Raw genomic sequence first — 11,629 nt, 5'->3', positions numbered from 1 at the left:
CTCGACGCGGCCGGTCACTGGGCGCGCTCCCGGAGCCGGGGCCGCGGCCGGGCCCCGCCGATCGGGGACGCGGGGACGCCGGGCACGACACGGTTGCGGATGGTGCCGATGCCTTCGACGGTCATCTCCACCACGTCTCCGGGCTTCAGCGGTGCGGGGTCCTGCCGTCCGCGGCGGCCCCACAACTCGGCCAGGCAACCGCCGTTCCCGCACGTCCCGGAGCCGAGGACGTCCCCGGTCCGGATGCGGGTGCCTCGGGAGGCGTAGGCGACCAGGTCCTCGAACGGCCACCCCATGTTCGACAGCAGGTCGTGGCCGACCTGGACATCGTTGACCGAGACCCGCAGGCGCAGCGCCAGGAAGCCGTCGGTGTCGCGGTAGGGCTCCAGTTCGTCGGCGGTGACCAGCCAGGGGCCGAGCGTGGAGGCGAAGTCCTTGCCCTTGCACGGGCCGAGCCCCACCTGCATCTCGCGGGACTGGAGGTCACGCGCGGACCAGTCATTGAAGATCGCGTACCCGAAGATGTGGTCGCGCGCCTCCTCGACGGTGAGATCGCGACCTTCGGCGCCGATGACGGCCGCGACCTCCAGCTCGAAGTCCAGGTCCCTGCAACCCGGTGGCACCGGGAGGTCGTCGTGCGCGCCGATCAGCGTGTGCGGGTTGCTGAAGTAGAAGGTGGGCGCGTCGTACCAGGCGCTGGGGACCCCGGCCGCTCCGTCCACACTGCGGCGGACCCCTTCGACATGCTCCTCGAAGGAGACGAAGTCGCGGACGGACGGCGGTGTGATCGGCGGGAGCAGGCGCACCTGGTCGAGCGGGACGGCGGTTCCGGTGGCCGGTACGGTGCCGGAGCGGATCACGTCGAGGAGGTCGGCGCCGCGCGGGAAGGGCAGGACGGTGCCGTCCTCGACGATGCCGCTGCGGCGCTCGTCCTGGTATCGGTACGTGGCGAGGCGCATCGTGCTCCAGAGCTCACTTGATGGCGATGGGGTTGACCGGCGACCCCACGGCGCCGGTGATCGGAAGCGGTGCCGCGGTGAGGAGGAACTCGTAGGCGCCGTCGTCGGCGCAGTGCGCCGCGAGGGCCTCCAGATCCCACATCTCGCCGATCAGCAGGCCCATGTTCGGGATGACGACCTGGTGCAGGGGCTGGAAGGCGTCGTCGAACTCGTTGGGCCGCACCTCGAAGCCCCACGTGTCGGTGGCGATCGCGGCGATCTCCGTGCGGTGCAGCCAGCCGGCCGTGGTGAACGACAGGCCGGGAGCGGGGCCTCCGGCGTAGTCGCCCCACCCGTCGCGCCGGACGCGGGCGAGCTGCCCCGTGCGCACCAGCACGATGTCGCCGCGGCCGACCCGCACGCCGTGCGCCTCCATCGCGGCGGTCAGGTGCTCTTCGGTGATCGCGAACCCGTCGGGCAGCTCACCGTCCCGGCCGATGACCCGGCCGACGTCCAGGAGGACTCCGCGTCCCGCGACGTGGGCGGCCATGTGCTCGATCCCGGTGACCTGGTCGCCCTCGGCCGTGACGACCCGCTCGGCCGGACGTCCGTTCCACGCATTGCCGTGGTCGAAGATGTGGCCGAGGCCGTCCCACTGGGTGGAGCACTGCAGCGGCATCGCGATGACGTCGTCCGCGCCGCCGAAGCCATGGGGGAAGCCTTGAAGACCGAGCGCCGCGTCAGCGCCGGTGTCGGTCATCGTGTGAACCGGGTTGGTGCGGCGCCGCCACCCCTTCTGCGGCCCGTTCGTGTCGAACCGTTGCGCCAGCGAGAACGACACGCCCTGCCGGACCAGCGCCGCGCCCTCCCGCCGTTTGGCCTCGTCCAGGAAGTTGAGCGTGCCCAGCACGTCGCCGTCGCCCCAGCGCCCCCAGTTGGAGCATCGGGCGGCCGCCTCGGCGATCGCCGCCTCGGGATCCGTCCGGTCCGCCGTCACGCCACGCCTCCCGCACGTGGTCCGACCGGGTTCCGGCCGATGAAGAACTCGCGGAAGGGGTCCATGCTGGGTTTCAGCCCGGAGTCGATCAGGCCCTTGCGCAGCGCGTTCATCTGCGCGTCGTGGATGCGCTGGGTCGGCTGCCGGAGCGGGCCGCCGTTGTAGCCCTGCAACCAGCCCTGGAACTTCCATGCCTGCCGATTCAGGAAGGCGCCGCCGTGCAGCACGGGCGCCAGCCCTCCCTTGGCCTTGCGAGCAGGGTGGATCTTCCAGTAGATCTCGGCTGCGGCGTCGAGCGCGCCATCACGCAGGAGCTGGAAGACCTGGGGGATGGTAGGCCCGTAGTACTCGTGGTCACTGGTCGCCGAGAACTGGATCGGCATGATCTGTGAAAGGGGAATGAGTTCCCCCTCGATGGGCATCGAGATGACGACCTCGTCGCCGAAGTGCCGCTGGCATTCGATAACGCTCTGAATGCTGGGGAAGCCACCTTCCGCCTTGATCGCTGCGATGTTGGGGCAGTCGTCGACGAGCCGGCGCAGCAGCCGTACGGGGATGTCGGACGGGTGGATGCGGGGACTGAACCCCCAGAGGTACATGGGGAACAGCATCACCGCGAGGTTCGTCGCGTCGCAGACGGCCTTGGTGTAGTCGTAGATGTCGTTCTCGGACTCGGGGTAGAAGTTCGGCGGGTAGGACAGCAGCACGAGCTCGGCGCCGGCCTCCTCGGCCCCCCGCACCGCTTCGATGTTCTGCTCCAGCGTGCTCCAGCTCGCATGGTGCACGAGCAGGAGCCGGTCGCCGGCCTCGTCCTTGACGATGCGTTGGAAGTTCAGGTACTCGGGGAGGGTGATGGCGACCTCGGAGACGGCGAGCGTGCCGGCGAAACCGTGCTCGATCGCCAGCCGCGTGTCATGCCGGATGGCCTGCTCGTTGATGTTCTTCAGATCGCCGGTGAAGGAGGGGATCGTGCAGTTGACGACCCCTACCAGATTCTCGCGTCCCCATTCGCGGGCTTCGGCACGGTTGTATCGAGCCATGTCATACTCCTTTGGAAGACGATTCGATGGGTCGCTTGGCGGTCGCTAGAATCCCGCTGCGTTCTCCCAGGCGAGGTACTTGGGTTCGAGGAATTCCTCGATGCCGTAGATGGAGCCTTCCCGGCCGAGCCCCGACTGCTTGACGCCCCCGAAGGGCGCGACTTCGTTGGAGATCAGGCCGGTGTTGATGCCCACCATTCCGGCTTCCAGGGCGGCGCTGACGCGCCAGATGCGTTCGGCGTCCCGCGCGTACAGGTAGGCGGCGAGGCCGAATTCGGTGTCGTTGGCCATGCGGACGGCCTCGTGCTCATCGGCGAACCGCACCAGCGGCGTGACCGGTCCGAACGTCTCCTCCTTCGTCACCGCCATCTCGGCGGTGACGCCAGCGAGCACCGTCGGCCGGTAGAAGTTGCCTCCGCGCACGTGCCGGTCACCGCCGACGAGCACGGTCGCGCCCTTGGCGGTCGCGTCGGCCACATGCTTCTCGACCTTCGCCAGCGCCTCGGCGTCGATGAGGGGCCCCTGCTGGACCCCTTCGTCGAATCCATCGCCGACCACGAGCTGCTCCACGCGCGAGGCGAGGCGTGCGGCGAAGGCGTCGTGGACTCCGTCCTGGACGTAGACGCGGTTGGCGCTGATGCACGCCTGGCCGGTGTTCCTGTACTTGGTGGCGATGAGTCCTTCGACCGCGGCGTCGACATCGGCGTCGTCGAACACCAGGAAGGGGGCGTTGCCGCCCAGTTCCATCGAGGTGTTCTTCACCGTGGCCGCCGACTGCGCCAGCAGCAGCCTGCCCACCTCGGTCGATCCGGTGAAGGTCACCTTGCGGACGAGCGGGTTCCCGGTCAGTTCGGGACCGATCTCGAGCGGGTCCCCGACGACCACGTTGAACACTCCGGCCGGGACACCCGCCCGGCCGGCCAGCTCGGCGAGCGCGAGCGCCGTGAGCGGTGTCTGCTCGGCGGGCTTGAGGACCATCGTGCAGCCCGCGGCCAGCGCGGGACCGGCCTTGCGAGTGATCATGGCCGCCGGGAAGTTCCAGGGAGTGATCGCCGCGACCACGCCGACGGGCTCCTTGGTGACGACGATCCGCCGGGAGGGCTCCGGCGCCGCCATGACGTCGCCGCGGACCCGTTTGGCCTCCTCGGCGAACCACTCCAGGAACGAGGCGGCGTACCTGACCTCGCCCAGCGCCTCGGCGAGCGGCTTGCCCTCCTCCAGGACGATCAGCCGGGCCAGATCATCGGCGTGCCGCGTCACCAGGTCGAACCAGCGCCGCAGAACGCCGGCACGCTCCTTGCCCGTCAGCGCTCGCCACCCGGGAAGCGCCCGATGGGCCGACTCGACGGCCTGCGCCGTCTGTGCGCGGCTCAGCTTCGGCACCATGGCCAGGACTTCACCGGTCGACGGATCCTCGACGGCGAAGGAGTCGCCCTCTTCACCCTCGACCCACTCACCGTCGACGTAGGCCGCGTCCTTCAGCAGGGACGCTTCACTGAGTTCTCTGCGCATGCGGGAGCTCCTTTGAAGATCACTTGAGGGCGGGGGTGATGCTGACCGGCAGCACGGTGCCGGCCGACGACTCGGTGGCGCGGCGGACGCACATGGCGGCGACCGCCAGGTCCTGGACGGCGGCGCCGACCGACTTGTAGATCACGATGGCGTCCGGAGACGGCCGGCCCGGCGCCCGTCCGCCGACCACGTCCGCGAGCGAGGCGATCGTGCCGTCGCAGGTGATCCCCGCCCGGCCGGCCTCGATCATGTCGCCGGTCTCGTGGACGACCTCGTCGACCTGGTCGGCCACGATCCGGGCCGCGCGCGCGATCGCCGCGGTGTCCAGCTCTCGCTGCTCGGGCAGGGTGGAGCCGATCGAGACCACCGTCATGCCCGGTTCCAGCCATGCGCCGTGCAGCGTCGGGCTCTCGTCGCGGGAACGCGCCGCGCAGATCACCAGGTCGGCGCCCGCGACCGCGGCCGGGGCGCTTTCCGCGACGGTCATCTCCAGGCCGAGATCGGCCAGGCGATCCACGAAACGGGCACGGCTGGCCGGGTTGGGGCTGAACACCGTCACCGAGGAGATCTCGCGGACCGCGGCGAGCGCGCGAACGTGATGCTGCGCCTCGAAGCCGGACCCGATCACGCCGACGGTGAGCGGTCCCGCGGGGGCGAGGACGTCGACCGCCAGCGCCGAGGTCGCCGCGGTCCGGAAACCGGTGACCGAGTTGCCGTCCAGCAGGGCGACCAGTTCCACCGTCTCCTGGTCGAAGAGGGGGATCAGGTAGGAGGCGCGCCGGTTCCGCATGGAGGCGGCGATCATCTTCCCGCCCATCAGGCCGCTGTCCGCGAGGACGCCGCTCAGTGTCCGCAGCCACAGGCCGTCACCGCGCGCCATCGTCCGCGGAGGGAACATGGCGTCGCTCATCGGCGCGGCGTACGCGGCGCGCAGTGCGGCGATCGCCTCCGGCCACGCGAAGGCAGCCCTGACGTCGTCGTCGGTGAGGAAGAGGGTCACTTGGCTTCCTTGTCTTCGGCGGCCGCCCGGATGAGCCGGTAGACCTGGCTGCGCAGCGAGACGAACTGCGGTCGCGCTTTGGTCTCCACCTGGTCCCGCTTGCGGCCGAGGTCGACGGGGACCACGGCGGTGACGGTGGTCGGTGCCCCCGACAGCACCACGACGCGGTCGGCGAGGTAGACCGCCTCGTCGATGTCATGCGTGACCAGCAGGAAGGTGACGCCCAGCCGGTCGCGCAGGTCGAGGACGAGGTCCTCCAGCTCGGCCCGGGTCTGGGCGTCGACGGACGCGAACGGCTCGTCCATCACCAGGATCCGGGGGCCGTAGGCCAGCGCCCGTGCGATCGCGACCCGCTGCTGCATGCCTCCCGACAGCTGCCATGGGTAGAGCCGCGCCGAGGACTCCAGGCCGACGGCGGCGAGGGCCTCCTCAGCCCTGGTCCTGCGCTCGGGCTTCGCCACTCCCCTGCTGCGCAGCGGGAAGGTGACATTGCCGACTACCGACATCCAGGGCAGGAGTGAGCGGCTGTAGTCCTGGAAGACCAGCGCCATGTCGGCGGGCGGCTCGGCCACCGGAGCGCCGGACAGCCGGGTCTCCCCCGCGTCCGGTGCGAGCAGGCCCGACATGCAGCGCAGCAGAGTGGTCTTGCCCGCTCCGGAGGGGCCGACGATGGTGAGGAAGTCACCGGCCTGTGCGGTGAACTCGACGTCGGCGAGGACCTGCCTGCGGGACGCACCGTCGCCATAGGACTTGGCGAGGCCGGACACCGACAGCAGAGCCGATTCGACGACCGGGCTGGTAGAACTGGTCAACGTGTGAAGCTCCTTGGTCACGGACCGCGGCCGGTGCGGCCGTCGGCGGGGGGACGGTCTCAGCGCCGCTTGATGTGCCAGCCGAGGACACGACGCTCGATGACCTGCAACCCGAGGTTGAGCAGGTAGCCGAGCAGTCCGAGCAGCACCATCCCGGCCCACATGTCGGTGATGTTGAACTGGCGCTGCGCCTGCAGCACGAAGTGCCCGACCCCGGCCGACGAGCCGACCAGCTCGCTGGCCAGCAGCAGGATGACGGCCACCGACAGGCTGGCGCGCAACCCGACGAAGATCTGCGGGCCGGCGGCCGGCAGGACCACGTGCCGGATCCGCTCCCGCCGGGTGATCCGGTACGAGCGGGTCATCTCGGTGACGAGGGGATCGATGGACCGGACGCCGTCGATGGTGTTGAGCAGGATCGGCCAGAGGGCGCCGAAGAAGATGACTCCCGCCTTCATCGACCAGCCGATGCCCAGCAACTGGATGGCCAGGGGCAGCAGCGCCACGGCGGGCAGGGCCCGCAGGAACTGCACGACGGGGTTGACCGCCTCCCGCAACCACCGGGTGAGCCCCATCGCCACACCGAGGCCGATGCCGACGACCACGGCCGACAGGTACCCGACCGCGAGGTTGACCAGGCTCGGGACGAAATCGCTGCCGAACCGGTCGAACAGCCACAGCTCGCGGAACCGGGTGAGGATCCGCGACAGCGGCGGGTAGTACAGGGAGCCGCTCCGCGCGGAGACGCCCCACCAGACCACGATCAGGACGAGGGGGAGACTGAACTCCCACAGCAGCGTCCGGAGTACGCGAACCATCCGGGTCATCTGCCGCCTCCTTGCCGCTGCGACGGGTGCCAGCGCAGCGCACGGCGTTCCACCCGTGTGAACAGCAGGTTGATCAGCACGCCGAGCACACCGGCCACCGCGATCCAGGCGTACATGGCGGGGATCGCGCCGCCGAGCTGCGCCGAGGTGATGGCCTGGCCGATGCCGGGCGACGGGATGATGATCTCGGCGCTGAGGGAGATCAGCAGGCTGACCCCGGCGGCGATGCGCACGCCCGTCGCCAGGTAGCCCGCGGCGCTCGGCAGGATCAGGAACAGCGCCCGGTGAGACGGCCGGATGCGGTAGGAACGGCACGTCTCGGCCGCCACGGGGTCGATGTCCCGGACGCCGTACACGGTCTGGAGCAGGATAGGCCACACGCAGGTGAAGACGATCAGGAGCATCTTGCTGCCGAGCCCGGAGCCGTAGAGCAGCACCGCCAGCGGGACCAGGGCCAGCGACGGAATGGTGCGCAGGAAGTCCAGCAGGAACCGGCAGAGGCGGTAGGCGCTCGCGCTCACCCCCAGGACGAGCCCGACCGGCACGCCGATCGCCGCCGACACCAGCAGGCCGAGGGCCCACGAGGTCAGCGTGTCCAGCACCGGACCGCCGATCTCTCCGTCGCCGACCAGGTCGGTCAGGGCGCGGCACAGCTCGGTGGGCGCCGGGAACGTCCCGAGGTCACCGAACCGTACGGCGGCCTCCCACACGGCCGCGAGCAGCGCGACGAAACCGGCCTTGACCGCCCAGACCCGCCGGGCACCGCCCGGCACACCGCCGGCACGCCGTGCGACCCCGCGCGCACGAGTGCCGGTCGCGGCCGTCATGAGAGCACCAGTCCCCCGAGGTCGGGCCGCTTGGTGACGAACTTCTCGGCCACCATCGCGTCCGCGATCTTCTGCAGTTGCGCCTGGTCGAGCCGCGGGGAGAACACCGGGAGCCGCACCTTCGGAAGCGCCGCTGCGGAGATCTTGGTGAACGTGCCGGCCTGGGCCCGCACCTCGTCCGGGTGCTCCGCGCAGTACTGGACGGACTTGGTCATGGCCCGCACGAATCGCTGGACGGCGTCGGAGTCGCCCTTCAGGTACTGACCGGCGCCGATCCAGCTCAAGCCCGTCACAGCGGGAAAGGCCTCCGAGTACGGCGAGCCCGCCGCGCGCAGTCCCTGGTCGAGTCCCTGCCCGAGGAACGGATCGGCCGCGAGGGCGGCGTCCACTCGCCCCTGCTTCACACCCGAGATCATCTCCGCGTAGGGCAGCTCGACGAACTTGGCGGAGTCCGGATCGGCGCCCGCCTTCCGCATGGCCTGGCGCGCCGCGAGTTCGGGCATGGATCTCAGCCCGACGATCCCGATCGTCGTACCAGCCAGGTCCGCCGAGGATTTGATCCTGCTGTCCTTGGCGACCAGGAACGCCGAGCCGTCGTCCTCGGCCTTCTGGGCGTAGACGTCGTTGCCCAGCACCATGCTGATCTGGAGGCCCTGCGCCCGGGCGTTGATGGCGGGCACGGTGGAGACCAGCGCGTACTGCAGCTCGCCCTTCAGCATCGACGGGATGGCCGTGGCCGCCGTCTGGATCGTCTTCGCCGTGACGGCGAGCCCCTCCTGGCCGAAGAAGCCCTTCTTGATCCCGAGATACAGGGGCGCCGCGTTCAGCAGCGGGGTGACCCCCACGTTGACCACCTTGCGCCCGTCCGACGAGGTGCCTCCGCCCTGTGCGGCGTTGCCTCCGCACGCGGCCACGAGGCCCGTCACGACCATGCCCGCCGTGCTGACCAGGAAGTTCCTGCGATTCATACGTCCTCCTCGACATCCACCCGAGCGGATGTCCAGGACATTAAACATTGGATATTCTTGCTGAGCAAGGCTCCGTCGACCTGCTGTCGGCCCTGCACAGGGGCTAAGTTGATCCCTGGAGTGACGCCGGTCCACCGGCGGCCTCCCTCAGACAGCCGAGAAGAGAGACCTATGGCCAGCATCCAGCGACGCGCCGCCGACTTGGTGTTCGAACACCTCCAGGAGCGCATCGTCTCCGGCGAACTGGCCCCCGGAGACAAGCTCGACCCCACCGAGATCGCCGCCGATCTCGGTCTGAGCCGCACCCCGGTGCGCGAGGCGATCCTGCGGCTGGACAGCGAGGGCCTGGTGAACCGGCTGCCCTACCGCGGCGTCGTGGTCGCCGGCATCGACCTCCGGGTCGCCGAGGAGATCGCAGCCCTGCGCATCCACATGGAAACGCTGGCTGCCACCCTTGCCGTCCCACGCCTGTCGGAGCAGGACATCGCCGACATGCGCGAGACGCACACGCAGCTCACCGAGTCACTCAAGGGCGACTACGCGCAGCGCGAGTTCAACGAGCTGAACCGCCGCTTCCACATGACCCTCTACCGGCGCGCCGACAACGCGGCGCTGCTGCGCGTCATCGAGAACCTCGCCAGCCAGGCCGAACGTATCCGCATGCACTTCGACCTGCGACAAGGTCCCGCGCAACCGCACCACGAGGCCATCCTCCGGGCCTGCGAGGAGCGCGACGCGGCCGCCGCGGCCGCCGCCACTCGCGACCATATCCTCACCGCCCACCAGGCCATGATGCCGGACGACCACCGCATCGAGCCCGGGTCCTCGCTCGCAACGGTCCTGGCGGTCGCCGACCATGTCCAAGGACTACCTTCGTGCACGTGAGTACTGGCAACGGCCGGTGGCGACACCCCACGGCGCGAGGCTCGGCTGATCGTGTCCGATGCCGTGCATGACGCTGCTGTCCCGGCAGGATGGTCGGCCCTGCTGCTGCGTTCGGCCCACTCGACGGTGACGAGCGATTCATCACGTCGGACACGGTGTTCAGCGCGGCGTCACTTCACCGCTCGGCGCCCGAGGCGCGGCACCGGCATGCTGCCCGGTTCGACCCGGAACGGCAACGACGACCGCCGCAGGCGCATGCGGGTGCAGCACGTCGCCGTCTTCACCCGTGGCCGCTCCGCCCAGTGAGGCGCACGCTGGACCGGGCAGCAGGACCGGACTGCTGGTCAGGCGTGCTGAAGGGTGCCGCATCCTGGGTATGGGAGAGTGATGCCAGCCCGTCACCCGCGCCCGGCTGCCTTCCCGGTGCCGAGTGGTGCTGGTCGCACTGCTGGTTCCAGCCCCCGGAAGGCAGTGATCGGCCCCCGGCGCATCTGCACCGGGAAATCGTAAACGCGCTGGCGTACTGGGTGCGGCCGGATGCGCTCGGCGCCGGCTGTCCCACGAGCCGCCGCCCTGGCAGACGGTCTCCCAGGACAAGTCCTGAGGCGGCTCTGCCTCTCCTCCTAAGTCGTGATCAGGGTTCGGATCTTCTTGAGCGGCTCGTTCATGACCAGGTCCTTGTTGGTCAGGACGATAACGGTGCAGCCCTTGGTGGGGTACATCTCAAGAACGGTTCCGTAACCCATGGTTCCGCCGCTGTGGCCAACGAACCGGACGCCGTTGTGCGACTGATTGATGAAGCCGTATCCGTATTCGGCGCCGGGACCCATCTGCGCCTTGCCTTCCATGACGGTCGTCGTCAGCTCGGCGTTGAGAAGCTTGTGCCCCTGCAGTGCGCGCGAGAATCGGAGAACGTCGCCCGCCATGGAGACCGCGCCGCCTGAGGGTGTCGCCCCGTCAGGCTGGTCACCGACGTCGCGCCACTCGCCCTCGGGAATGGAACCGTCAGGCGAGGACTGCCCTCCGATCCAACTCCCGTCGGCGTCGAACAGCGCGTAGGGGTGGGCCATGTGCGCGACCTTGGACGGCGTGTACGGGCCGAAGGTGGTGTCGTGCATGCCGGCGGGCTTGAGGATGTGCCTGCGGATGTAGCCGTTGTAGTCCTGCTTGCTGAGGCGTTCGACGATCGCTCCCAGGACGATGAAGCCCGCGTTGCTGTAATCCCAACGCGAGCCCGGCTCGAACTTGAGCTGCTGTTTGACGATCTCCTGCATGATGGAGTCGACGTCGAGCCCTCCCTTCTCGCCCTCCCGGTGCGTGAAGTCCCCCAGGCCGGCGGTGTGGGTGAGCAGATGGTGGACGGTGACCTTGTCAGCGATCTCACTCGGGAACCCGGCCACGTACTTGCCGACGGTGTCCTGAAAGGACAGCTCGCCCTTCTGTACGAGCTGGGCGACGGCGACGCCGGTGAACATCTTGTTCATCGATCCGATGTTGAATCTGGTGCCCGGCGTATTGGCCTCGTTCTTTGCCGAGTCAGCCATTCCGTAGGCCTCATGGAGCACCGGCCTGCCGTTCTGGGTCACCAGGACTGTCCCGGTGAATCTCCCGGCGTGAGCCAACTCTTTCAAGTAGGTGCGAATAGTGTGCCACTCGCTCTGCGTGGAAGCGGAGCCCGCCAGTCCCGCTTTCGCCATCGGCTGGCAGGCGGAAACTGCCGCGAGCATCAGTGCCCCGCCCATGAAATCCCTACGACTGACGGCCATGGATAAGATCCTTTCTCGGGTAGCGATTACTGAGGGACCGTAAGGCACCGGCGCGGC

Annotated in this window: 11 protein-coding genes; 1 reads left to right on the top strand and 10 read right to left on the bottom strand. The window is 69.3% G+C overall.

Features of this window, described 5'->3' with window-relative positions; translation table 11 throughout:
• Window positions 1–14: 14 nt before the first annotated feature.
• From E1300_RS07725 to E1300_RS07685, 9 genes are read right to left on the bottom strand one after another with little or no spacing between them, the layout of a single operon-like run.
• Complete coding sequence (locus E1300_RS07725) at window positions 15–959, bottom strand: fumarylacetoacetate hydrolase family protein (RefSeq protein WP_131756179.1); 945 nt, start codon at window positions 957–959, stop codon at window positions 15–17.
• 13 nt (window positions 960–972) lie between these two features.
• A complete protein-coding gene (locus E1300_RS07720; protein WP_131756178.1) occupies window positions 973–1,935 on the bottom strand; it encodes a cyclase family protein in 963 nt (320 codons plus the stop codon).
• A complete protein-coding gene (locus E1300_RS52260; protein ID WP_131756177.1) occupies window positions 1,932–2,975 on the bottom strand; it encodes a dihydrodipicolinate synthase family protein in 1,044 nt (347 codons plus the stop codon). Before E1300_RS52260 ends, E1300_RS07720 begins: the two co-directional genes overlap by 4 nt.
• A gap of 45 nt (window positions 2,976–3,020) precedes the next feature.
• Window positions 3,021–4,487: an NAD-dependent succinate-semialdehyde dehydrogenase gene (locus E1300_RS07710; RefSeq protein ID WP_131756176.1), complete on the bottom strand. Its 1,467-nt coding sequence runs from the start codon at window positions 4,485–4,487 to the stop codon at window positions 3,021–3,023.
• Window positions 4,488–4,506: 19 nt separating this feature from the next.
• Window positions 4,507–5,487: an ornithine cyclodeaminase family protein gene (locus tag E1300_RS07705; protein ID WP_131756175.1), complete on the bottom strand. Its 981-nt coding sequence runs from the start codon at window positions 5,485–5,487 to the stop codon at window positions 4,507–4,509.
• Window positions 5,484–6,299, bottom strand: a complete 816-nt coding sequence (locus tag E1300_RS07700; RefSeq protein WP_242619003.1) for an ABC transporter ATP-binding protein — start codon at window positions 6,297–6,299, stop codon at window positions 5,484–5,486. Before E1300_RS07700 ends, E1300_RS07705 begins: the two co-directional genes overlap by 4 nt.
• Window positions 6,300–6,358: 59 nt before the next feature.
• Window positions 6,359–7,126 (bottom strand): ABC transporter permease, encoded by a 768-nt coding sequence (locus E1300_RS07695; RefSeq protein WP_207399543.1) that lies wholly within the window; start codon window positions 7,124–7,126, stop codon window positions 6,359–6,361.
• The gene (locus E1300_RS07690; protein ID WP_131756174.1) at window positions 7,123–7,953 is read right to left on the bottom strand and encodes an ABC transporter permease; all 831 of its coding nucleotides are present in this window, start codon (window positions 7,951–7,953) and stop codon (window positions 7,123–7,125) included. The genes E1300_RS07695 and E1300_RS07690 overlap by 4 nt, the downstream gene beginning before the upstream one ends.
• Window positions 7,950–8,921: an ABC transporter substrate-binding protein gene (locus E1300_RS07685; protein WP_165502720.1), complete on the bottom strand. Its 972-nt coding sequence runs from the start codon at window positions 8,919–8,921 to the stop codon at window positions 7,950–7,952. The genes E1300_RS07690 and E1300_RS07685 overlap by 4 nt, the downstream gene beginning before the upstream one ends.
• A 171-nt stretch (window positions 8,922–9,092) precedes the next feature.
• Between E1300_RS07685 and E1300_RS07680 the strand changes: the two genes are divergently transcribed.
• A complete protein-coding gene (locus E1300_RS07680) occupies window positions 9,093–9,806 on the top strand; it encodes a GntR family transcriptional regulator (RefSeq protein WP_131756172.1) in 714 nt (237 codons plus the stop codon).
• 623 nt (window positions 9,807–10,429) lie between these two features.
• On the opposite strand, the gene E1300_RS07670 is transcribed toward E1300_RS07680, so the two are convergent.
• Window positions 10,430–11,572 carry a serine hydrolase domain-containing protein gene (locus E1300_RS07670; protein WP_165502719.1) on the bottom strand — a complete coding sequence of 381 codons (1,143 nt, stop codon included), beginning with the start codon at window positions 11,570–11,572 and terminating at the stop codon, window positions 10,430–10,432.
• Between the last annotated feature and the right edge of the window lie 57 nt (window positions 11,573–11,629).

The organism is Actinomadura fibrosa (assembly GCF_900659615.1).
GTDB classification, from domain to species: Bacteria; Actinomycetota; Actinomycetes; order Streptosporangiales; family Streptosporangiaceae; genus Spirillospora; species Spirillospora fibrosa.
The sequence above is the reverse complement of the archived record's forward strand: the minus strand, read 5'-3'. Positions and strand labels throughout refer to the sequence as shown.

Coding starts and splice junctions, on each gene's coding strand:
- E1300_RS07725 (WP_131756179.1), bottom strand. CDS start 959: ATGCGCCTCGCCACGTACCGATACCAGGACGAGCGCCGCAGCGGCATC.
- E1300_RS52260 (WP_131756177.1), bottom strand. CDS start 2,975: ATGGCTCGATACAACCGTGCCGAAGCCCGCGAATGGGGACGCGAGAAT.
- E1300_RS07710 (WP_131756176.1), bottom strand. CDS start 4,487: ATGCGCAGAGAACTCAGTGAAGCGTCCCTGCTGAAGGACGCGGCCTAC.
- E1300_RS07695 (WP_207399543.1), bottom strand. CDS start 7,126: ATGACCCGGATGGTTCGCGTACTCCGGACGCTGCTGTGGGAGTTCAGT.
- E1300_RS07690 (WP_131756174.1), bottom strand. CDS start 7,953: ATGACGGCCGCGACCGGCACTCGTGCGCGCGGGGTCGCACGGCGTGCC.
- E1300_RS07685 (WP_165502720.1), bottom strand. CDS start 8,921: ATGAATCGCAGGAACTTCCTGGTCAGCACGGCGGGCATGGTCGTGACG.
- E1300_RS07680 (WP_131756172.1), top strand. CDS start 9,093: ATGGCCAGCATCCAGCGACGCGCCGCCGACTTGGTGTTCGAACACCTC.
- E1300_RS07670 (WP_165502719.1), bottom strand. CDS start 11,572: ATGGCCGTCAGTCGTAGGGATTTCATGGGCGGGGCACTGATGCTCGCG.